Source organism: Marinifilum fragile JCM 15579, from assembly GCF_001310955.1.
GTDB lineage: Bacteria > Bacteroidota > Bacteroidia > Bacteroidales > Marinifilaceae > Marinifilum > Marinifilum fragile.
In genome coordinates, this window is sequence record NZ_BAZX01000032.1 from 22,930 (window position 1) to 47,313 (window position 24,384).

The window sequence follows — 24,384 nt, forward strand, 5'->3', positions numbered from 1 at the left end:
CTCAAATTGTTTTTATTTCATGGCTTCTAAAGACTCTTTAGCCGCCTGAATTGTTTTGTCTAACATTTCGTAAGTAAGAGAGTTAGATAAGAAATAACTCTCGAATGATGAAGGAGGAAGGTAAATGCCTCTTTTCAACATTTCGTGGAAGAACTTAGGGAATTTCTCATTGTTAGCGGTTGCTGCCGTATCGAAATCAACTACCTCAACATCCGTAAAGAATACGCTAATCATCGATCCGCAACGGTTAATCTTGTAATCGAATCCCGATTCTGCAAATACTTTTTCCAAGCCTTTGTGCAGGTATTCAGTTTTTTCTTCCAGCTCAGTAAAATATTGTGGATTCTCATTCAATTCTTTAAGAAGAGTGTAACCAGCAATCATGGCAATTGGATTACCTGATAGAGTTCCGGCTTGGTATACAGGTCCAAGAGGAGAAACAACTTTCATGATTTCATCAGGACCAGCATAAGCACCAACAGGCATACCACCACCAATTACTTTACCGAAAGTAACCAAGTCAGCTTTAATACCTAGATACTCTTGAGCACCACCTTTTGCCAAACGGAAACCATTCATTACCTCGTCGAAGATCAATAGAATTCCTTCCTGATCACAAAGCTCACGCAAATCTTCCAAGAATCCTTTTTTAGGAAGAACACAACCCATGTTACCTGCAATTGGTTCAATAATAATAGCTGCAATTTCATCTTTATTTTCAGCAACCAACTGTTTTACATTATCGATATCGTTGTACTTTGCCGTTAGGGTATCATTAGCAGTTCCCGGAGTAACCCCTGGAGAGTTTGGTACACCAAATGTACTTGCACCACTACCTGCTTTAATCAGAAAAGAATCGGCATGACCGTGATAACATCCTTCGAACTTGATGAATTTGTTACGACCAGTATATCCTCTGGCAACACGAATGGCACTCATACATGCCTCAGTTCCCGAGTTTACCATTCTAACTTTATCGATGTTTGGAACCATTTCCACAATTAGTTTGGCAATATCAATTTCCAATTCAGTTGGAGCACCAAATGAGGTTGAATCCTCAACTTTCGCTTTAATTGCTTCAATCACCTTTGGGTAGGCATGACCTAAGATCATTGGTCCCCATGATGAGATATAATCGATATACTCATTTCCATCAGCATCAGTTAAAATGCTGCCTTTTGCCTTTTCGATAAAAACAGGAGTTCCTCCAACCGATTTAAAAGCCCTCACCGGAGAATTTACACCTCCAGGAATGTATTTGTTCGCTTCATCGAATAGTTCGGAACTTCTTTTGTATTGATACATAGTGTATGGTTTTAAGAATTTAAATATTCATTACAAATTTCAAGCATTGAATAGATGTTAGTTTTTTCCGACATGGCTACATTTTCGGTGTAATCTAACAGTTTAACAGCAGTTGTATTTCCAATGGCAATACATGGGATGTCTTCACTGAGTTGATATTTTGAGAAGAAACTCACAGCTGCACTTGGACTGCAAAAACAAACCGCATCAAACTGATCAAGTTTTAATTCCGGTTGAATCAAATGCGTAATATAACATTCAATTTCCTGATACTTGATTTCATTTTCATTAAAAAAGTTGGTGATGGTTTTTCTGCGCATATTTCCAGAGAAATAGAAATATGAGATCCCCGAAGGTTCTTGCGCTAGTCTGTCTACCAAAGAAAGCGCATTGTGATGTTCCGGAACAATTACTTCAAAATTGTGTTCTAGGAGTTCTTCGGCAGTTTTTTCACCGACAGCGAAACATTTTCGATTTGAATAATTCGAAATATCAGGAATAGATTTTAGCAAACTCTTTACGGAATTCTTACTGGTAAATATCCAGGATGCATTCTCGTGTGTTTTTAGGTTTTCGATTGTTTCACTAGTTAAATTGCTTAACTCAATGTCAATGAAAGGATGATCTTCTAATGATAATCCCAGTTTTTTTCCGAACTCATAATGATTATCGGTAAGTTTTCGAGTGAAGAGTATGTGCTTTAATTTACCAGTGTCCATTAGCTGTTTATTCATATGCTGAGCTAACAAATTTAAGAAATCCGAGCAGTTTTTTATACTCAATGGGCAAGAAATTAACAACGAATTGATAATGAGTTGAGACCTGCCATTTCATTATTTTTTCGTAAATTCTTTAAGCATTTAAATACGTTAAAAAGTATTAATCTTCTTGTCTGTTTTTAATAGCTTTTATACTTTTATTGAGCTTTAAAAAAGCGATAGAAATAAAAATTTCATAAAATTATAGAAGCAGGACTTAAAAACATTTTTCGTTACGTGCCGATATGTGAAAATCTCTTGATTAAGTGAGACAATTATGACAGAATTAAATAGGGAAGAAGAAGAAAGAAGGCAAATATTATTAAGATACAAACGCTTACTTAAGACCTGTAAAAACATCGTTACCAGAGCGGATATCAAGCTGGTAAGAAAAGCATTTGATTTAAGTTTACAAGATCACGAAGGTGAGAGAAGAAGTAATGGCGATCCGGCTATATACCGATCATTGTCAGTAGCCCAAATAGTAGTTGAAGAGCTTGGGCTTGGACGTACATCTGTTATCTGTGCATTGCTATATGATCTTGTTCAAAAAGAACAAGTTGATATTGATGAGATAAAAGAGCTATTTGGAGAAAAGGTAACTCATATTATTACAGGACTGGTTAAGGTGACAAATATCTACAGTCAAAACCTGACTCAACATACCGAGAATTTTAGAAAACTGTTGCTTAGCTTTGCTGATGATGTTCGAGTAGTTCTAATCATTTTGGCGGATCGATTGTTCCATTTGCGAAATATGGAGCACAAATCAAAGGAAGAACAAACTTCCCTGGCAAAAGAGATTGAATTCTTATACATTCCATTGGCTCACCGTTTAGGCATGTACAATGTGAAATCGGATATGGAAGATTTGGCTTTGCGTTATCTTCAGCCTGATATTTATTTCGAAATTGTTCAAAAACTAAAGGATTCGGAAGAGGAACGAGAAAAGTTTATTAACGATTTTGTGGATCCGATAAAAAAAGAACTTGATCAGTTAGGTGTAAAATATAAGGTAAAAGCCAGAACCAAGACCATTGCTTCCATTCTGCATAAGATGAAAAAGAAGCAGGTGGAGTTCGAAGAAGTATATGATATTTTTGCCATTCGTATTATTCTAAAAGCTTCTCCTAAGAAAGAAAAATCGGAATGTTGGAAAGTGTACTCGGCGGTTAGTGATTTGTACAGACCAAATCCTGAGCGTTTGCGAGATTGGATTACCATTCCAAAATCGAATGGTTATGAATCTTTACATACCACTGTATTAGGTCCTGATAAACGTTGGGTTGAAGTTCAGATTCGTACCAAACGAATGAATAAAATTGCTGAGCAAGGTTTCGCTGCTCACTGGAAATACAAAGGAGATAAAGGCGATGGTGGATTAGACAATTGGTTGCAGGATATTCGTGAGGTTTTGGAGAGTCAAGAAAGTGATTCAATTGACTTAATTGACAAATTTAAAGCCGACTTATACAACAAGGAGATATATGTATTTACGCCGAAAGGGGATTTAAAGCAATTGCCACTTGGAGCCACATTATTGGATTTTGCTTATTCCATTCACTCTGATTTAGGTGGAAAATGTATTGGGGGAACCGTAAACCAAAAAAATGTTTCCATTCGTCATGAGTTGAAAAATGGAGATCAGGTTGCCATTACAACTTCTAATACACAGAAACCAAAGTCTGATTGGTTGAATTTTGTTATTACCACAAAGGCAAAGAACAAGATTCGCCAGTCGATGAAAGAGGAAATGCTCAAGGAGTCGGATCTGGGCAAGGAAACCTTGAAGCGTAGGATGAAGAATTGGAAGATTGAGTTCTGTGATGAAAATATCCGCAAATTGATGACAAAATATAAATATAAGCTTGCTGTAGATTTGTATTATGGTATTGCTACCGAGCTACATGATTTGTCAGAAATCAAAGATATCCTAACCAGAGAGGAAATTGTGCAGGAAAAGACCCCGGAAGAATTACCGGATTACAAATCCAGAACCACTCAAACTTCAGGAGAGGATATTCTAATTGTAGATCAGAATATTGCCAATGTAGATTATACGCTTTCAAAATGTTGTAATCCAATTTTTGGGGATGATATTTTTGGCTTCATTACTATTGGAAAAGGCATTCGCATTCATAGGGTTGGCTGCTCTAATGCCAAAGAGATGATGAGCAGGTATCCTTATCGTGTGGTTAAAGCCAATTGGACAGAAAAAGGTGCGGCTTCATATCAGGCAGTTCTTCATATTACTGGTGATGATGAATTGGGTATGGTAACCAATATTTCAGAGGTGATTACGAAAGATTTGCGAGTTCAGATGCGATCCATTTCGGTTGAAACCAATGCAGGAAGCTTCGAAGGCAACCTTACTGTTGTTGTATCGAATATTGAACATTTGAATACTCTAATGGTAAAACTTCGTAGAATTAAAGGCGTACATCGAGTTTCGCGTTATGATACGGTGGCATAAGTAGAGAATATGCTTAAGATTAAAGAAAAAAAATCTATAAAGACTTCTAGTTTTAGAAGTCTTTTTTATTGAAGATAGAATCTAATTTATTGTGTTATCGAGGATAACAAAAAGTTCCCCCAAAAAGCTTTAAAAATCTTCTTCAATAAGTGATGTTTTATTGATATTGATTCTGTATATTTGAAATTCGAAAAAGAAAATCGACCATTTATTGGTCTTATTATATATATGGAAAATTTTATTGTTTCAGCTCGAAAATATCGTCCTTCAACCTTCTCAACTGTTGTAGGTCAGGAGTCTATTACCGTTACCTTAAAAAATGCGATCAAAAACAATCATTTGGCACATGCCTATTTGTTTTGCGGTCCAAGAGGTGTAGGTAAAACTTCTTGCGCACGTATTTTTGCTAAAACCATAAACTGTTCCAATATTTCTTCTGATTTTGAAGCTTGTAACGAGTGTGAATCTTGTAAGGCATTTAATGAGAACCGTTCATACAATATTCATGAATTGGATGCAGCTTCGAATAACTCAGTGGATGATATTCGTACCTTAATAGACCAGGTGAGAATACCTCCGCAAATCGGAAGTTATAGCATATATATAATTGATGAGGTCCACATGTTGTCGGCATCTGCATTTAATGCTTTCTTGAAAACATTGGAAGAACCACCGGCTCATGCAATTTTTGTATTGGCAACCACCGAAAAGCATAAGATTTTACCAACCATTTTATCGCGTTGTCAGATTTTCGATTTTAATCGCATTAAAGTGGAAGATGCAGTGAAGCATCTTAAGAATATTGCAGAAAAAGAATCTGTTAGTATTGACGAAGAAGCTTTAAATGTAATTGGTCAGAAAGCTGATGGAGCAATGCGTGACGCTCTTTCTATTTTCGATCAGATTGTAAGTTTTTCTGGCAAAGAAATCACTTTCGAAAATGTGATTCAGAATTTAAATGTACTGGATTACGATTATTACTTCCGTATTGTTGATGCAGCATTGGAAGGAAAGGTTACCGATGTTTTGGTAATGCTTAATGAGATTTTTGAGAAAGGTTTCGATGGACATCATTTCATTGGAGGATTAAGCGCTCACATTCGTGATGTGTTGGTTGGAAAAGATGAAGCTACCATACAATTATTAGAAGTGAGTGAGAGTGTGAAGCAGAAGTATGTCGATCAGTCAAAGAAATGCCCAGTCGATTTCTTGTATGAGGCTCTCATGATACTTAACCAATGCGATGTTGGATATAAATCCAGTCAGAATCCACGCTTATTAATCGAGCTTAGCTTAATTCAATTGTCCCAGATAATTGAATCAAAAAAAAAGGAGCTAGTTTAAAAAAGAATTCCAAGAAATTATTGAGGATTGCCATTGATGGAAGAACTCTTACTGCTACACAAACTGTACAGAAAAGTGGGAGTAAGGTGTCAACCACTATACAGAACCATGGTAATCCTGTTAAAGCAGATTATAAAACAAGTGTTGATACCGGTGTAGCTAAAAATACCTATACTTCTACGGTATCAATTAAGCAAGCACTAAGATCTGGTATTCAAAGACCTCAAACTTTAAGCAAACCTAAAGAGATCGGAGCGGAAGTCTCTGATGCAAATGGTGCTTATATGAATGCTGAGTATAGTAACACTGGAGTTTTTGCGCAACTTAAGGAGTTTGCCAGAATCAAAAATAAGAGTGAAAGGGTAAGATTGGCATTAACCGTAAACCAGCCTGAGCTTGCCGATAATAAGATTGTTTTGAAGGTAAGTAATCCACTTCAGGAAGACGATATTAAAAGTGTATTGTTGGAATTACAAAATTATTTCAGACGAATATATAATAATGATTCAATATCGGTTGAGACAGTAAAGTCAGCAACTACAAAAACCAAAAGGGTGTTTACAGATACCGACAGATATAATTATTTGTGCAAGAAAAATCCCGCTTTGGCAGTGTTAAAACAAAAATTCTCCCTCGATTTTGAATAGAAAAGTATAAATAGGTTATATAGCATATGACATTTAGACTAAATAAGGCTCGTGAACTCATTCATGGGCCTTATTTATAGTTACTTATAATTAAAGAAATAAATCGTTAAAAATTAAGCACTTTTAAATTGGGAATTAAAAAAAATATCTATGTTTACCACAAGATTGAATTGTGCTTAATTCTTACGTAAAAGAGTTAAACAGACTATTTTTAATTTAAAACACACAAAACAACAACCAACATGGCACAGACAGCAAAGATAATCTATACCAAGATTGATGAAGCTCCAGCCTTGGCAACATATTCATTGTTGCCTATTATCAAAGCCTTTACTAAAACTTCAGGCATTGAAATTGAAACTAAAGACATTTCTTTAGCAGGTAGAATTATTGCTAATTTTCCTGAAAATTTAACTGAAGATCAGAGAATTCCTGATTATTTGGCTGAATTGGGAGAGTTGACATTAACTCCAGAGGCTAACATTATTAAGTTGCCAAACATTAGTGCTTCAATTCCTCAGTTGCAAGCTGCAATTGCTGAATTACAGGAAAAAGGATATAACATTCCTAACTATCCTGAGGAAGCAAAAACTGCTGAAGAGAAAGAACTTCAAGCACGATTCGCAAAAGTATTGGGTAGTGCAGTAAACCCTGTGTTACGTGAAGGTAACTCAGATCGTCGTTCTGCTGCTTCTGTTAAGAAGTTTGCTCAGAAGAATCCACACAGAATGGGAGCATGGTCTGCAGATTCTAAATCTCATGTAGCTCACATGACTGAAAAGGATTTTTATGGTTCTGAAAAGTCAGTAACTATTGAGAAAGACACCAATGCACGTATCGAGTTTGTTGACAATGCAGGTAATGTAACAGTATTAAAAGAAAAGCAAGAATTGTTAGCTGGTGAAGTTATCGATACAGCTACAATGAATGTGAAAGCATTGCGTGCATTCTACAAAAAGGAAATTGAAGCTGCTAAAGAAGAAGGACTACTTTGGTCTTTACACCTTAAAGCAACTATGATGAAGATTTCTGATCCTGAAATGTTTAAGCACGCTGTAGAGGTATTCTACGAAGAAGCTATTGCTAAGCACGCTGATACAATTAAGGAGTTAGGAGTGAACTTCAACAATGGTTTGGGTGATCTTTATGCTAAGATTGAAAAATTACCAGCAGACAAGAAAGCAGAAATCGAAGCTGATATAATGGAAGTGTACAAGTCACGTCCAGATATGGCTATGGTTGATTCAGATAAAGGAATTACCAACTTACACGTTCCAAACAACGTAATTATCGATGCATCGATGCCAGTTGTTGTTCGTGATGGTGGAAAAATGTGGAACCCTGCAGGTGAACTTCAGGATACCAAAGCATTAATTCCAGACAGATGTTATGCTACTATGTATCAGGTTTGCTTCGACGATTGCAAGAAAAACGGAGCTTACGATGTAGCTACTATGGGATCGGTATCAAACGTTGGTTTGATGGCTAAAAAAGCTGAAGAATACGGATCACATGATAAAACTTTCTATGCACAAGGCGAAGGTACAATTCGCGTTATAGATTTTGACGGAACAGTTTATATGGAACAAGCTGTTGAAACTGGCGATATCTTCAGAATGTGTCAGGTGAAAGATGCTCCAATTAAGGATTGGGTTAAATTGGCTGTAAATAGAGCTAAAGCAACTGGTTCTCCAGCAATTTTCTGGTTAGATGAAAACCGCGCTCACGATGCTCAGTTAATCGCTAAAGTAAACAAGTACTTAAAAGATCATGATACTGAAGGCTTAGATATTCGTATCCTTACTCCAGTTGATGCAATTACTGTATCATTGGAAAGAATCCGTAAAGGTGAAGATACAATTTCGGTAACAGGTAACGTATTGCGTGACTACTTAACTGATTTGTTCCCAATTCTTGAGCTTGGTACTTCTTCTAAGATGTTATCTATCGTTCCATTGATGAATGGTGGTGGTTTATTCGAAACTGGTGCAGGTGGATCAGCTCCTAAGCACGTACAGCAGTTCGAAAAAGAAGGTCACTTGCGTTGGGATTCTCTTGGTGAGTTCTTGGCATTAGGTGTATCTTTTGAGCACATCGCTAGCAACTTCAACAACGAGCAAGCTCAGTTATTTGCAGATACTTTGGATGCTGGTGTAACCAAATTCTTGGATGAAAGAAAATCACCATCACGTAAAGTAAATGAATTGGATACTCGTGGTTCTCACTTCTACTTAGCTATGTATTGGGCTGAAGCATTAGCTGCTCAAGACAAAGATGTTGAGTTGAAAGAGAAATTCGGGAAGGTTGCTGCTGAAATGCAAGCTAACGAAGAGAAAATCGTTAATGAATTAAATGATGCTCAAGGTTCTGCAATGAACATTGGTGGTTATTTTATGCCAAACGAAGAAATGGCTTTCAAAGCAATGCGTCCATCAGCTACATTGAATGCAATTATAGACGCTATCTAATCATTTTAGATAAATTATATAGAAAGGCCTTCCATTTGGAAGGCCTTTTTTTATTTCCTTGATTAAATCTATCCAATAAAAAAATCGAGTGCTTTGGATTTGTTGTCCTTTCTCCATACCAAAACGATCTCACGCACAAAATCTGCATCGCAAATTGGAATAAACTTAACACCTTCAATCTCCTTTTCAGGTCGAGCCAATAATGTTATTCCTAAATCGGAATTAACCAATGATGCAGCAGTTTCATTTGTTTTTGCTGAGAAAACTTTTTCCAATTTAATTTGACGCTCATCCAAGGTGGTTTGTACCTCTTTAAACAGTTTACAATTACACCTTTCGATAAATGGCAATTGATGAATTGCCTTTAGTTCCAATTGTTCTTTATTGGAAAGAAAATGATTTGTAGGAACTGCGATCTCCAACTTTTCTTCGTAAACGAGTTTTTTTTCAAAATCATTTTTATCGATGTGTTCATCATCAATGAAAATGGCATCCAACTCTTGCTTTACCAGTTTTCCAACCAAAATATCTTTGGCTGCATCCAGAATCTCCACTTTAATGTGCCCATGTAATTCCTTAAAAGATTTTAGCATGGGAACAAAAGCATCACTAATGAGATCATCCAATACTCCAATTTTAATTGACTTGACTTCTGAATTTTCAAAATCATTTTCTATGGAATTCCATAGAGATAGAAGTTGTTTGGCTTTTGGCAGAAGTGCTTCACCATCTTTTGTAAGGCTCACATTTCGTTTGTCCCTGTGAAATAGTTTGCAATCGAAGTGCTCTTCCAACTTTTTAATACCTGCTGAAAAGGTCGATTGCACTACAAACATTTTTTCAGCAGCTTTTGTAAAGCTTTGAGTTTCTGATAAAACAACAAAGTATTTAATGAATTGAATATTCATGATCGTTTATATCGATTAGTCTATCGTTTTTTTCTGTTTTGTAAATATATATAAATGATTTTACTTTGTATCGAAGAATTAGATAAAATGAACTAATAATTCTAATATAACGATATAATAAAAGATTACAATGAAAAAAGTACTATTAATTAACGGACATGAGCCTTACGCATTTGCAGAAGGTCGCTTCAATCAAACCATGTTTGACGAGATTGAGAATCAGTTGAAGGACAATTTTGAGATTACCAAAACCATTATTAAAGATGGATACAATCCGGAAGAGGAACAAGAAAAGTTCAAGCAAGCAGATGTTATTATTTTCCAGTTTCCGATTTACTGGTTTTCAGTCCCTGCTTTAATGAAAAAGTACATTGATGAAGTCTATGCCCATGGTGTCTTCTTTGGAATGGGTGAAGAAGGGAAAAAGTATGGGTACGGAAATGGAATGATGAATGGCAAGAAATACATGTTCTCTGTTACTGCGAATTCACCAGAATATTCTTACAACGATGCTGCCGAATTTTTCGAAGGAAAAAGTCTTGATGATTCATTATTCCACATGCACAAAACACATGAATTCTGTGGAATGGAAGCCCTGGAGAGTTTCGGAGCTTACAATGTAATTAAAGAACCTCAGCCAGAGCAGGATTTACTTCAATTGAAAGATCACATGGCAAAAATAATTGCACAATTAAACTAATTGATTTAGGTGGCTTGCCATATCTATGGTGTGGCACGCAAATAAAGCTTGAAACTTATGAAACAATTAAAGTTTGATGTATCTAAGGAAGATACATGTATGAAAACTTGGGTGTTTGATATTGAAGAAAATGGTGATGAACAAATCATTTGTAATTTAGATATCACATTCACACGCCAGGGATGCATGGGACACCCGAAATCGATATCTGCATTGGTTAAAAACAGATCAATCGAGTCTATTGATACCGATTTGTTAGTAGAAACAACATGTTCAAGGGGAAAATCTTGTGGTATGATTTTAGGTCAATGTATTTCTCAAATCAGAAATAACTAATAGCATTTCAAAAATATTTTAAATAATATACTAGCGCTAGCTCTTCTGCAGATAAGAATGATATTAAGTGCTTAGTTGTTGATGTTTAAATGATATGTTAATTGAGGGGGGCTTCCGTTTCGGGAGGCCTTTCTTGATTCAAGAAACGCAGAAAGTAAAAGGCAGAAAATTCAATTTCTGCCTTTAGTGTTAAATTAAATATGATGATGAGAGTAGTTTACTCAGCACTTTAAAAATGATTCACCCAGATATTGTTGGTGTGTTTTATTTTGAACCCTTTCAAGTTTCTTAATTATAAGATTTATCAAAACTTATTTCCAATTCATTCTAAATATTACTTTTGTACTCTATTTCTGAAATGGTATCATTTCATATTTGTAAATATTTGCTTATTAGTAAGTTTAGTGCTTATAAAAATCTGTAATTAATGAATTTTCGTAACAAATCCATCATCTTTATAGGAGCGGTTATCATTTTGGCATTTGGTGCGGTAGCTTATTTGATTGGGGATAAAATGACCATTACCGCCCGTAAAATGAGTGTGGATCTGGCTTTATCGAAAGCACAAAATAGTTTTTTGATTGTAAAAAGAGAATTGGATGAAAGCATTTTGCGTACAAAAATGCTAGCCGAATCGATAGAAGAAACTATCGATATGAATACGAAGGAATCCGCGCTAATTAATAATGCGCTGATCACCAAACTGAAGTTGAGAAACGAAATTAATGCAGTTTGGTACATTCCTATTGATTCATTAAATAGAAGAAATGATGGGATAGATTCTTCTTTCTACCAATCTGATTTGAATCTAATACACAATCAATTGGCGATTCAATTTCTGCAAAGTAAAATTGAGAACATATCTGTCCCTTATCAGGGATCCGATGATCGTTTAATAAGTTCTATTCTGGTTGCGGTTGAACGTAGCAATCGTATTATTGGGGTGTTGGGTGCTGATCTGGATCTGTATCGATTTCAGCAACATTTTTATGATAATGAAGATTTGGGAAGAGCCTATGTAAGTATTATTTCCGAACAAGGATTCTGTATATCACATCCCGAGGAAAGTTTTATTGGTAAAAGTATTGATCATTTGAATGATGCAGATGGGATACGAGAGGTGTTGGCAAGTGGTAAAAAAATGCACAACGAAGTTCATTCCCAATTTCTTCAAGTGCCTGTGATTAGGGTATATCAACCTGTTACTATTGGAGAAACCAATACCAATTGGCTAATTACAGTAAGTGTACCACTTTTCAACGTAAAAGAAACGGTGCAAGCCACACGAAATTCAACCATATTAATTGGATTGGTCCTGGCTCTTTTATTGATGGTTTTTCTTTATTTTTCTCAGCGTCGTTGGCTTTATGAATCAACTAAAAGGAGAAGAGCGGAAAGAAGACACATGAACGAGGTAAGTAAATTATCTTCCATTATGGAGAGTACCGATCAAATTATGATTTTTTCGGTGGGAAGAGATTACCAGTATACTAGTTTTAATTCGGTGCATAAAGAGGAGGTTCTTAAATCTGAAAACGAACTTATAAAAGAGGGGAAGAATATTTTGGATGCTTATTATGGTGATTTTCGCATCAAAATGAAAAAGTATCTGGATAGAGCATTGGGAGGAGAGCATTTCTTGGTAGAATATCAACGTCATGGAATAGATTACCAGCAGATATTCAATGCCATATCCGATTCAGAAGGTAGGGTTGTCGGTGTAGCAAGTTTTAAACTGGATATCAGTGAAACTTTACAATTGAGAAAAAAAGCACAGGAGGAAGAAGAGGAGAAGGTAAAAGCACAGTTAAAGAATATCAAAAATCAAATTAACCCACATTTCTTATTCAATTCCTTAAATTCACTGTATGCCTTGGTTGATGGAGAGCCTAAATTGGCTCGTAAATTTATTGTGAGTTTATCAAAGGTATACCGATATCTGTTAGACAGTAATAACAGTAATTTGATTCAATTGAAACAGGAAATGGATTTTATAAAGCAATACGTTTTTTTACAAAGAATACGTTTTGGTGAAAATTTAATTCTGGAATATGATATCCCTGAGGAAGCAATGCAATATAAACTGCCATCTGTAAGTATTCAATCATTGGTTGAAAATGCCATTAAACACAATGTTATTACCAGCGATAAGCCACTAACCATTCGTATAAAGATTACTGATGACAATTGTGTTTTGGTTGAAAACCCTTATCAACCGCGTACCGATTTAAATCATTCGCCAGGTACAGGATTAAAGAACCTTGATGCTTTGTATACTTTTTTGGGCGATAGAAAACCATATTATGGCATAGAGCAGAATCATTTTATTGCAAAGTTGCCTCTGTTTTAGCAAAACACTTTATTGCCTGCAATCCATTCACACCATTTTTTTTGTCTTTCACTCCCTAATATTTCTGATTCACTCCTTTCTTTTTCCTTGTGAGTTTGAAATAATTCATTTTTGTTCCGAATTCTTGCTTTGAGCTGCCATAGCAGTAGCAATAATGAATGCGAAACAACAAATATGAGGAGATTGTTTGGATCTCTTTGAAACAAATCATTATAAATGAATTTAAATACAATTACACCTACTAAGTCGATTGGGAAACTGATGATAATAGCGTGCATTCTGGGGGGTATGCATGCGAATTCCATAGCATCAGAAACTCATTCGATTTCTCCTGAAGAAGGAATCTTTAATTTTTGGAAAAAGAAGAAAAAAGAAACAGAAGTAGATTCTACCACAAACAAAGAATCGAAATCTGATTTAAAAGCTTTTGAAGAAGTAATCACTTCTGATGCTCAAACAAAATTGGGTGTTATTAACATTCATCGAGTAAAGAAAGATTACTATTTTGAAATTGCTGATTCTTTAATGGGACGCGATTTTCTTTTGGTGAATAAAATTTCAAAGGTTCCTTCTCAGGTGAACGAATTGGGCTTGAACAAAGGGATCAATTATCAAAACCTATTAATTCGTTTTGAAGCAGATACCATTCAAGAGAAAATTTGGGTTAAAACTTACCATCCTTATTACGAGGGAAAAGAAGGTGATGCGATTACTCAATCGGTAAAAGACAATTACATTCCTTCAATCAGAGAAGCTTTCGATTTGGCTTGTATTGGAAAAGATTCTACATCCTATGTTTTTAAAGTAAACAAGGTGTTTGATGGATCGGAAAAGAGTTTGAATGATTTGTTTGGTGTTTTAGGAATGCCAGGTAGTGCCATAAAGTCATTGTCCAAAATTAGTGCAGCTAAAAGTTTTCCTGAAAATGTGATTATGAAATCACTTTTGACCACTAAGGCGGAAGGTATTACCGTTTCGATAGAGGTGACTTCTAATATTGTAATGCTGGCTGAAGAACCAATGAAACCTCGTTTTGCAGATCGAAGAATCGGTTACTTTACTACAAAGCATTTCTATTATAAGGATTCTCAGCAAGCAGTTGAAAATCGCGAATTTGTAAATCGTTGGAGACTGGAACCTAAAAAAGAGGATGTAGAAAAGTATTTGGCTGGTGAATTGGTAGAACCTAAAAAGCCAATTGTATACTATATTGATCCGTCAACTCCGCCACAATGGAGACAAGCCATTAAAGATGGAATTACGGATTGGCAAGCAGCTTTCGAACAAGCAGGCTTCAGGAATGCAATTATAGCCAAAGATGCTCCAGTGGATGATCCTGATTTTGATGGTGATGATGTTCGTTTCTCAATGATTACCTATGCAGCATCGAGCCAGGCGAATGCCATGGGACCATCTGTTGTAGACCCACGTTCGGGTGAAATTATTGAAGCAGATGTAATCTGGTGGCACAATGTGATGACCGCTCTTCATTCATGGATTAGAATTCAAACAGGAAGCATTGATCCAAAAGCAAGAGACAACAAATTTACAAATGAACATATGGCTCATGCCATTCGTTTTGTTTCTTCTCACGAAATAGGTCACACTCTTGGATTGATGCACAATATGGGAGCTTCCTATGCTTTCCCGGTGGATTCGTTAAGATCAAAAACGTTTACCCAAAGAATGGGAGGTACTGCACCATCTATCATGGACTATGCACGTTTCAATTATGTGGCTCAACCTAAAGATGGCGTAAAAAACATCACTCCTCAAATTGGGGTATACGACAAATATGCCATTGCATGGGCATATCGTTGGATCGATAAGAATACACCATGGGATGAGTTGCAAGTATTGGGCAATATGATCCGCAAACATGAAGATGATCCTCTGTACCATTATGGACCTCAACAAAGCGGCAAAAATACTGTTGACCCATCAGCACAAAGTGAAGACTTGGGTGACAATTCGATGAAAGCAAGTCGTTATGGATTGAAAAATTTGAAACGCATTGTTCCTGAAGTAGAAAAATGGACCTATGAAGAAGGTGTAAGCTACGAAAAGGCAGGTAAGATGATGATGGGGGTTATCGGTCAATGGTTTACTTATGCCAATCATGTAATTGCAAATATTGGTGGTATCTATTTGGATCAGCCTGTTTATGGTGAAAACAAAGCAGCTTATGCTCATGTAGAAAAAGCCAAGCAAAAGGATGCCGTTCAATATATCATTGAAGAGGTAGTGAAGAATCCTGAATGGATTACCAATGCAGAGATCTACAAAAAAACATATCCAATTCGAGAATCCGTTATTGGAGATATAGAATATGCACCAACAACACTTTTCAGAGATTTAAATTCTCAGCTTTTCTTTTCAATTCTTAAAGATGAGCGATTGCAAAGAATGCTGCAAAACGAAGCGATGAATGGCAACAGAGCCTACACCGTAACCGAAATGCTAAGGGATTTTCACAATGGTGTTTTTGCCAAAACCATTAAGCGACAAAAGCTAGATGTCTTTACTCGTCAAATGCAGAAGAATTTTGTGGATAACCTGATCATTACCCACAATAAAACCATGGAAAAGACTACCAAGAAATCACTTCATGACCATCATAATCATTGTGGCTGCAGACTTCACAATCGCATGCCAATGCTTTGTGATTATGCAGTGAAAAATAAGGAGATGTTTGATACGGGCAGTGAAATAGAGGATGTGGAAAGCAAATATGCAGATAGAAATATTTTCTATGCCACGAGCAATAGGGTATCCGATGTGGTATCGGTGAAGCGTGGAGAACTGTTCAGAATACGAGATCTGCTTTCGAAAAGATTAACAATTAATGATGAAGCTACAAAGTTTCATTATCAGGATTTACTTCTTCGAATTGAAGAAGCACTTAATATACATCTATAAATTAGTTAGTGCAGGTTGGGAGAATTTACCTTCTCCTTACCTGTTTTTTTATATCCAATAACCATTATATTAATAACCAATAAAAAACAAAAGTTTATGAAAAGAATGCTAACCTTGCTTTTGATCTTGTTGCCTGCATTTGTTTGGGCCCAAGAGACGAAGCTGATTAAAGGAAAGGTACTTTCAGGGAAGGATGGAGACGTTCTGATTGGTGCTTCGGTTTTCATCGACAAAGCAACAATTGGAGCTGAAACCGGGATGAAAGGTATTATTGAAAACATTAGCTTAGGAACCATTACTGATTTCGATGGAAATTTCACCCTTGAAGTTCCTAAAAATTTAAATACCATCTCATGTAGCTTTTTGGGTTTTCAAACTCAAGTGGTAGACATTAAAGGAAAGTCTTTCGTAACCATTAAATTGAGTGAATCAACCAGTGAGTTGGGAGAGGTTATTGTTACAGGTTACCAAAAAATTGAAAAACGAAAAGTGACCTCAGCAGTTGTTAAGGTAAATGCTGATAACATTCGTCAGGCGGGTGTTGCCAATGTAGATCAAATGTTGTCCGGTCAGCTGGCTGGTGTTACCAGTGTTGTTCAAAGTGGTGCTCCAGGTGCTCCTGCTAAAATTCGTATTCGCGGTACAGCTTCATTAAATGGTACTCAAGATCCTCTTTGGGTATTGGATGGGATTCCATTGGAAGGAAATGATGTGCCTGATTTTAACGACAAAGATAATATCGATCAATTGTACAATTCTTCGATTGCCGGTTTAAATCCACAAGATATTAAAGACATTACCGTATTGAAAGATGCTGCTGCAACTGCCATTTATGGTGCTCGTGCTGCAAATGGTGTAATTGTAATTACATCTAAAAAAGGGAAAGCGGGAAAAATGAGAGTACAGCTTACCAGCAATACTTCATTCATTTCTAAACCTGATTTTGACAAATTGAACCTGATGAATTCCAGTGAAAAAGTGGATTTGGAATTGTTGATGGCAGGAAGAACAGATTTAACTTTCAACGCTAGCAAGGGTGGTGTAGCTCAAATTTTAAATGCAAATAACGATTGGGACAATTTCCAGACCGGTGGTATCGATGCAATTAGTGCAGAATCTCTAGCTGCAATTAATCAATTGAGAATGATTGATCCTAATTTGGAAGATGAATTGTATCAGAACGCAGTGAACCAGGATCACTCTTTAAGCATCTCGGGAGGTAGCGAAAATGCTACTTATTATTTTTCTGCTGGTGCGCACACCGAGAAAGGTACAACCAAAGGGACATCACTTAGCCGTTATAATGTTACCTTAAAAACGGATTTTAAATTAACAGAGAATTTAACTTTTGGGGTAAGCATGTTTGCCAACCAAAGAAGAAACCAAAGCTTCTTAACAGAGGGTAGTATGTTGACCAACCCATCTCAGTACATTCGTTCTTCAAATCCTTATTTGAGATTAAGAGATGAAAATGGGAACTATGTGTACAACCAGAATGAAAATGGGGTTTATAATATTATCAATTTAGATTATAACATTCTTGAAGAAAGAGAAGGTACAAGCCATATTTTAAAAGGGAACAACCTAAACTCTATCTTCAATGTGAATTGGAAAATCCATCCGAATTTAACTTACCGATCTCAATTTGGATACCAGGTTGACAAATCAAATACCACCAAGGAGGCAGAGCAAGAGACATATTTCGTACGTAGAACTCGTTACAAGAGTGGTTATGGTAGCATAGTTGATAATAAGTATGAAAATTACTTTTTGCCTGAAGGAGGAATTATTAAAAACTGGGATGCAGAGAGTACTTATTACAACTGGAAAAACATCCTTCAATATTCGAAAACATTTAACGATTTACATGAGGTTGATGTAATGGCTGGTAGTGAGATCAGAGAATCTAAATATACTCAGGTTGCTACTTCTGCTTACGGATGGAATAACAAAAACAATACCTCTAAGCCAGTAATTTATAGAGATGAAGAAGATGCGAAATCATTTCCATTGTTTACGAAAACCTATAGAAAGAACAGATATGCTTCTTTCTTTGGAACAGCATCATATACCTTCAACAGAAAATATACTTTCTTTGGTAGTGTTCGTTTTGATGGATCAGACTTGTTTGGCGTAGATTCGAAATACAGATACTTGCCATTGTATGCATTAAGTGCGTCTTGGAATGCAAAGGAAGAGTCTTTCTTTAGAGATGTGAACTGGTTAAGTGCATTAAAATTCAGATCTTCATATGGTTTACAAGGAAATATCGATAAACAAAGCTCACCTTATATTGTTGGAACACCAACTGTTGTAACCAATTTGCCAGGAAACAGTGAGAATGGAATTACCGTAATGGGGCTTCCTAACGACAAATTAAGATGGGAGAAAACTTCAACTTATAATGTTGGGTTCGATTTGTCTGTATTGCGTCATGCTGTTCGCATGTCCTTTGATTATTATAATCGTAAAGGAACTGATTTGATTGGATCACAAGCTGTTCCATTGGAAAATGGATTCAATTCAATGTCGGTAAACTGGGCTGAGATGACCAATAAAGGTTGGGAATTAAGTATCTCAACTCGAAATATTAAAACCGACAATTTTGAGTGGAATACAAACTTTAACATTGCACACAACGAAAATGAAGTGTTAAAAGAGCAGCAACAAATCAATTCATTAACTCCATCTCGTGAAGGTTACTCAGCCAATTCTGTTTGGGTAATTAAAACTGCTGGATTGGATGAAAATGGTTATCCGCAATTCGAAAAAGATGGTCAAATTGTATCGGCGGATGAATATTTCTCTTTGTATGATCAATGGGCTGATTTCTATCCAAACTATATGGCAGGCACAAAATTGTCTAATGAAGAGTTGAATGACCTGTTTGTGAATGTAGGTAGCAGCGATCCTAAATACTCCGGTGGTATCATCAATACTTTCAAATACAAGAACATTGATCTTACGGTTTCTGCCAATTTCAATTTGGGAATGAATGTAATGGAAAGACCACCTTACAGCATGACTCAATATGACAAATCAACCAATACTTCAAGAGTTCTTTTGGATGTATTGAGAGGTGACAACAAATCATTGCCAAACCTAATGGAAAAAGGATCGGCTGATGGACAGTATTGGATGCAAGAGCAATTTTACAATGTAATGCGTCCTGATTTCTACAACCGTTTGGACATTTGGCACAAAGAGGTGAATTACCTAAGAATTAGTAGCATTCGTTTGGGTTATACATTAACTAAGGAAATGCTTCAAGATCTTGGTTTGTCTAGTGTTCGTTTGAGTTTTGAAGCCAGAAATCCTTTCGTGATTTCAAATGGGTATGATGGATATTTCGATCCTGAATCATTTGGAAATATTTATGCTCAGCCACAGCAAAAATCTTATACCATTGGTGTTAACCTTACATTTTAATTGAGAGAAATGAGAAAAATTAGTAAATATTTATTTTTATTGCTGGCAGTAGTATCATTCTCTGCTTGCGAGGATTATTTGGATGTAAAGCCAAAAGATAGAATTATTCCAACTACAGGAGATGATTTTAGAGACCTGCTAAGCAGTGCTTACAATGCAATTCCTGCTGATAAAGCGAAGTTGGCTTTTCGTACCGATGAAGTGAAGTTAAATGAAAGCAGATGGGATTTATCGAATGTAAAGGATATTTACATGTGGAACGATGCCAATCCTGCTGATAATACAATTACCTATACTTATGATATTTTTTACAAAGTAATCATGTATGCCAACCATGTGATTGCAGAAGGTGGTGATGCAACCGAAGCAACACAGGAAGAAGTTGATCAGATTGTAGGAGAAGCTTATTTATTAAGAGCCTATATCCATTTTTACCTAACAAATATGTTTGGAAAGCCTTATCAGAAAGAAAGCACTGCTACAGATCAGGGAATTCCTCTTTCTCTAAAAATTGATAGCGAGGCAGAATACATTCCAAATACCGTTGCTGAAGTATATGAGCAAATTCAATCGGATATTGCACAAGGTCTTTCTAAATTGACTGTGGATACTTATGCAACAGGCTTGAACTACCGATTTAGCAAGGTGGCTGCATTGGCATTTCAGTCTAGGGTGTATTTGTACATGGCTGAATACGCAAAAGCTCAGGAAAGTGCTCTGGAAGCATTAAAGTTGAAGTCAGACTTACAGGATTTGGTAGCTGACAACTCGAAAGCACCACACATGTACGATGCTGTAGAAAGCATTCTTGCCATGGATGATAATGTGGATAAGAACTTACGCGATGAAGCTTATATTTCAGAGGAAATGAAGGCTGCATTCGATCAAACCAATGATTTGCGTTTTGCTTTGTATTTTGAAGCAGATGGTGAAGAGTTTGCCATTAATAAAGGGCTTGAACTGGCTTCGAAATGTACTTTCCGTACTGCTGAATTGTATTTGATTGTTGCAGAATGTAAGGCTCGTTTGGATGAATTGGAAGATTCAAAAGATTATTTGAATCAGCTAAAAGCAAAACGATTGACAGCGGATTTCTATGCTACTGAAGAAACAAGAATCAATGCATTGAATAAAGCAGATTTAATTGCTGAGATTGCCGCTGAACGTTTCCGTGAATTGGCTTTCGAAGGTCACCGCTGGTTCGATTTGAGAAGAACCACTCAACAGAGTTTGACTCATAAATTTAAGGATGAAACTGCAGTTTTAGTAGAGGGAGATCCTCGTTATACATTGCGTTTCCCTCAGGAAGCAATAGACAATAACCCTAACTTGAGAGATTAATCAAGTAGCATATCATTTGAATCAAAAATTGGGGTATTCCGTTACGGAATGCCCCTTTTCTTTTGTAAATTGGCACCTTTAAAAATCGAATACACTATAAGCAAATTTATTTTTAGAATATAGGGAATAGATATGCATTAGTTTTATTTTGGAATTCTCCCTTTTTAGGGGAGATGGCGACAGCCAGAGGGGTGCATTTATTTATATTTTTACCAATTCACCCTTTTCCCTATCGGGATTTTGTTCACATACAATTTTTACATTAATGTGTTCACGAGCTCGGCTTCGCTACGGTTCCCTTACAAGGGAAAAACTAAATTTGAAAAAGCTATGTGAGATTCATCTGTAACTAATCAATATAGTTTTCATATTTGTGTATAAAGAGAGTCGTAAAAAGCAAGAGGAGATGATGGAAGTAGTAATCATAGAGGATGAACAATTGGCAGCACGTGAGTTGGAGAAGATGCTTTTGAGCTTGCGCCCAAATCAAGTTCAAATTACAGCACGTTTAGAGAATGTTATGGATGCTGTGAAGTATTTATCTTCACACAGACCTGATTTGATCTTTATGGATATTCATTTGGGCGATGGCAATAGTTTTGGCATTTTCGATAAAGTAAGTGTTGATAGCCCTTTGATATTTACGACTGCTTACGATCAGTATGCCATACAGGCCTTTAAGCAAAATAGTGTAGATTACTTGCTAAAGCCGATTGATCCGGATGATTTGGAAATGGCATTGCAAAAATTCGAAAAGAGATATCAAAACAAGGAAACTGTAGATTTGTCTTCACTGCAGCAATCTTTAAACCATTTGGTGGCAGGAAATGCATACCAGGAACGATTCATGGTAAGTCGTGGCGATCGATTGTGTTCTCTTGAGGTGGATAAAATCGCCTATTTTATGGCCGATGGCAAATCGCTCTATCTTTTTGGTTTCGATGGGCACCGTTATTTGTGCGATGGTACCTTGTCTTCTTTGGAGGGCAAGTTGGATCCCAAAAGATTCTTTCGCATCAATCGAAAGTTTATGGTGAGTTATGCTTCCATTATCGACATGCATTATTATTCGAAAACAAGAATCAAACTCAATTTGAAACCCGATCAGGCCGAATGTATGGATGCCATTGTAAGCCAGGATCGATGCAATGATTTCAAGAAGTGGTTGAATGACTGATATGTGTAGCTGTTACTTCATCCTGCAAAGCAAGAGAGTAGTTTGTAATTGATTGTTGATATATATAATTCCAGGGAATTACATATTTCAAACTCAAAAGACAACTACTCTGCATAAACTTGTTAGGTTCTATAAAAGCATTACAGGGTTTCTTACTAGAATAAGTATATTTTATTGGATTTCAATCAATCGACTTCATATATAGTTTATCTCGCCAATTCATTGAATTGACCCATTTACTCATCATCACCACGCATTAAATCAATCATATTAGAAAGTGCTTTCATCGATTTTAAAACAGATTCTTCAGTTTTTTGATGATACTCTTCGTTTGCAATATTTTTTAACTCCTCTAATTTGACTTTATCGATCTTTCTTTTTTTGCTAATGCCTTTTTTTAGCTGCTTGATTCTATTTATTTCCTTTTCCTCATTCGCTTGTTTTCCTTCTGCAGTTTGAATTTTTTCTAATTTTCTTTTAGCAGCCATTTCACTAGTAATCTCTTTTAATCTGGCTTTTTTTCGTCTTGCTTCCAGTCTAGTTTTCATCTCCATCAGCTGAAGCGCATTGTAGTCTGAAACACACTTGTTTGCAAATTCCTCAGGAGATAAACCTAATTCAATATTAGCCTTAATCTGTTCATAATATCTAAAAAGAATCTTAGCATTTCTATCCATTATATCTATTTATATGATTATTTAACATTAATAAAATGCTCTTGGGCATATGAGCATTGTAAAATTATAAAAATCGGCGATATATATGAAGATGATGTTAGTTAATTTACAGGGCAATTGTATTTAGAAATATTTTCGCTCATATCAGCAGGTGAGTTTTATGCTAAAAGCTATGCAAGAAAGCTAAATATGCTTTACAGATAATAAATACAAGCTTCCATTAGGTTCAGTCCAATAAGTTGTTGTAAAAATGAAATGCGATTGTGCTGAGCCATTCACTGATAAACAACTATATTTGCAGCCTCAATTCGAAAGACAGATGATAGATACACTAGAACAAGGATTTTTTGGCATAGGAATACAGAATGGAAAAACACCTGAGAATTTAGGAGTGTTGTGGCGATCGGCACAGAATATGGGGGCTAGTTTTATTTTTACCGTTGGCAAACGCTATGCAAAACAGGCCTGCGATACACACAAGGCCACAGGAGCCATGCCGTATTTCCATTACGACAATTTCGATGATTTTTATGCGCACCTGCCCAAGGGAGCTGTTCTGGTAGGAGTGGAGTTGGATGAAAAAGCCGTGAACCTGGAAGAGTTCAAACATCCACGCCGTTGTGTTTATCTATTGGGAGCCGAAGACAATGGCTTAACCAAAACTGCCATTGAAAAATCGCATCACCTGGTAAAATTCGATACACGCCTAAGCGTAAATGTTTCGGTTGCCGGTAGCATCATCATGTACGACAGAAACCTGAAAGCCAAGTTTGGGCAGACGATGTATTAGCTCGGTAGTGATCTTTTGACAAAATGCTGAGCATATTGGAGATGCTTAGGATATTTACAGGAAATCTCAACCCATTGCTTATTAATTAGAAGATCTCTTGCAGTAATTTCTCATCCAGAAGGCTAGAAGATTGTATGTGGAAATCTTTCTCATCAATATTGATCATTTCCATAGCCAATTCTTTATGAATAAGCTTGCCATCTCGAATACCTGTGTAATCGAGATAGGAGCTAAATTCCCAATCATCCAATGAATTGCATAGTCCAGCCAGAACTGGATTCTGATGAATGTAGTGAAAGCAGTTATCTAATAGATAATCATTATCGGGAGCGTCATTTAAGCATTTTGCTTTGGTTTTATGTGCAAATAGGTTGCCTCTTCTTCCAATCGCTTTATTTATAGCTCTAGAATAAGAACTTAGTAAGGTGCCAATGTTTTTCGAAAGCATTTGAGTACTTACTCTATGAGACTCATCTATATTATTGCAAGAATTCTGATTGGCTACTAGAAGAATATGAAAATGATTGGGCATTAAGCACCAAGCTAGGATTTCAGCATTCGGAAGGATCAACTTCTTTATTTTATTGAGAAAGTAGAGGTAATTATCTCTCGAATGAAATAGTTTTTCATTGCTTCTGTTGTAGATGTGATACGTTTTACCCTCTTCAAAATGCATGATTAAATATTATGATGTGGTTTACATGTCTAGCATCTTGGAGATGCTTGACATGTTCTGTTGCTTATTATTATTCAGTCCTTGAA

The 24,384-nt window shown here is 36.2% G+C and carries 17 protein-coding genes; 12 read left to right on the forward strand and 5 right to left on the reverse strand.

Annotated elements, in window-relative coordinates:
• Nucleotides 1-12: 12 nt before the first annotated feature.
• Both hemL and JCM15579_RS17215 read right to left on the reverse strand, forming a co-directional pair.
• On the reverse strand, nt 13-1,305 hold the full coding sequence (hemL, locus tag JCM15579_RS17210) for a glutamate-1-semialdehyde 2,1-aminomutase (protein WP_054722073.1): 1,293 nt from the start codon (nt 1,303-1,305) through the stop codon (nt 13-15).
• A gap of 11 nt (nt 1,306-1,316) precedes the next feature.
• Entirely contained in the window at nt 1,317-2,039 is a 723-nt protein-coding gene (locus JCM15579_RS17215) for a uroporphyrinogen-III synthase (protein ID WP_054722076.1), read from the reverse strand.
• Between the two features lie 301 nt (nt 2,040-2,340).
• Between JCM15579_RS17215 and JCM15579_RS17220 the strand changes: the two genes are divergently transcribed.
• From JCM15579_RS17220 to JCM15579_RS17235, 4 genes are all read left to right on the forward strand, one after another.
• Nucleotides 2,341-4,536 (forward strand): RelA/SpoT family protein, encoded by a 2,196-nt coding sequence (locus JCM15579_RS17220; RefSeq protein ID WP_054722078.1) that lies wholly within the window; start codon nt 2,341-2,343, stop codon nt 4,534-4,536.
• Nucleotides 4,537-4,716: 180 nt separating this feature from the next.
• Nucleotides 4,717-5,880, forward strand: a complete 1,164-nt coding sequence (locus JCM15579_RS17225) for a DNA polymerase III subunit gamma/tau (protein ID WP_245625961.1) — start codon at nt 4,717-4,719, stop codon at nt 5,878-5,880.
• A 20-nt stretch (nt 5,881-5,900) separates the two neighbouring features.
• Nucleotides 5,901-6,527: a DUF8439 domain-containing protein gene (locus JCM15579_RS17230; RefSeq protein ID WP_054722080.1), complete on the forward strand. Its 627-nt coding sequence runs from the start codon at nt 5,901-5,903 to the stop codon at nt 6,525-6,527.
• Between the two features lie 242 nt (nt 6,528-6,769).
• On the forward strand, nt 6,770-8,995 hold the full coding sequence (locus JCM15579_RS17235) for an NADP-dependent isocitrate dehydrogenase (RefSeq protein ID WP_054722082.1): 2,226 nt from the start codon (nt 6,770-6,772) through the stop codon (nt 8,993-8,995).
• Nucleotides 8,996-9,063: 68 nt separating this feature from the next.
• On the opposite strand, the gene JCM15579_RS17240 is transcribed toward JCM15579_RS17235, so the two are convergent.
• Nucleotides 9,064-9,903, reverse strand: a complete 840-nt coding sequence (locus tag JCM15579_RS17240) for a LysR family transcriptional regulator (protein ID WP_054722086.1) — start codon at nt 9,901-9,903, stop codon at nt 9,064-9,066.
• A gap of 130 nt (nt 9,904-10,033) precedes the next feature.
• Here JCM15579_RS17240 and JCM15579_RS17245 point away from each other — a divergent pair, with 130 nt between their 5' ends.
• The 7 genes from JCM15579_RS17245 to JCM15579_RS17280 all read left to right on the forward strand — a co-directional run bounded on the left by JCM15579_RS17245 (nt 10,034) and on the right by JCM15579_RS17280 (nt 22,155).
• Nucleotides 10,034-10,603, forward strand: coding sequence for an NAD(P)H-dependent oxidoreductase (locus JCM15579_RS17245; RefSeq protein WP_054722088.1), 570 nt, complete (start codon nt 10,034-10,036; stop codon nt 10,601-10,603).
• A 57-nt stretch (nt 10,604-10,660) separates the two neighbouring features.
• Complete coding sequence (locus tag JCM15579_RS17250) at nt 10,661-10,939, forward strand: TSCPD domain-containing protein (protein WP_054722090.1); 279 nt, start codon at nt 10,661-10,663, stop codon at nt 10,937-10,939.
• Between the two features lie 427 nt (nt 10,940-11,366).
• Nucleotides 11,367-13,289, forward strand: coding sequence for a histidine kinase (locus JCM15579_RS17255; RefSeq protein WP_054722092.1), 1,923 nt, complete (start codon nt 11,367-11,369; stop codon nt 13,287-13,289).
• Between the two features lie 216 nt (nt 13,290-13,505).
• Nucleotides 13,506-16,208, forward strand: a complete 2,703-nt coding sequence (locus JCM15579_RS17265) for a zinc-dependent metalloprotease (RefSeq protein ID WP_083464745.1) — start codon at nt 13,506-13,508, stop codon at nt 16,206-16,208.
• A gap of 96 nt (nt 16,209-16,304) precedes the next feature.
• Entirely contained in the window at nt 16,305-19,637 is a 3,333-nt protein-coding gene (locus tag JCM15579_RS17270; RefSeq protein WP_054722098.1) for a SusC/RagA family TonB-linked outer membrane protein, read from the forward strand.
• Between the two features lie 9 nt (nt 19,638-19,646).
• Nucleotides 19,647-20,978 carry a RagB/SusD family nutrient uptake outer membrane protein gene (locus JCM15579_RS17275; protein ID WP_157471537.1) on the forward strand — a complete coding sequence of 444 codons (1,332 nt, stop codon included), beginning with the start codon at nt 19,647-19,649 and terminating at the stop codon, nt 20,976-20,978.
• A 406-nt stretch (nt 20,979-21,384) separates the two neighbouring features.
• A complete protein-coding gene (locus JCM15579_RS17280; protein WP_218186217.1) occupies nt 21,385-22,155 on the forward strand; it encodes a LytR/AlgR family response regulator transcription factor in 771 nt (256 codons plus the stop codon).
• Between the two features lie 236 nt (nt 22,156-22,391).
• On the opposite strand, the gene JCM15579_RS17285 is transcribed toward JCM15579_RS17280, so the two are convergent.
• The gene (locus JCM15579_RS17285; protein WP_054722102.1) at nt 22,392-22,832 is read right to left on the reverse strand and encodes a hypothetical protein; all 441 of its coding nucleotides are present in this window, start codon (nt 22,830-22,832) and stop codon (nt 22,392-22,394) included.
• Nucleotides 22,833-23,151: 319 nt separating this feature from the next.
• On the opposite strand from JCM15579_RS17285, the gene JCM15579_RS17290 reads away from it, so the two are divergent.
• The gene (locus JCM15579_RS17290) at nt 23,152-23,622 is read left to right on the forward strand and encodes an RNA methyltransferase (protein ID WP_054722115.1); all 471 of its coding nucleotides are present in this window, start codon (nt 23,152-23,154) and stop codon (nt 23,620-23,622) included.
• Nucleotides 23,623-23,707: 85 nt separating this feature from the next.
• Here JCM15579_RS17290 and JCM15579_RS17295 read toward each other — a convergent pair whose 3' ends face one another.
• Nucleotides 23,708-24,298 (reverse strand): hypothetical protein, encoded by a 591-nt coding sequence (locus tag JCM15579_RS17295; RefSeq protein ID WP_054722104.1) that lies wholly within the window; start codon nt 24,296-24,298, stop codon nt 23,708-23,710.
• Between the last annotated feature and the right edge of the window lie 86 nt (nt 24,299-24,384).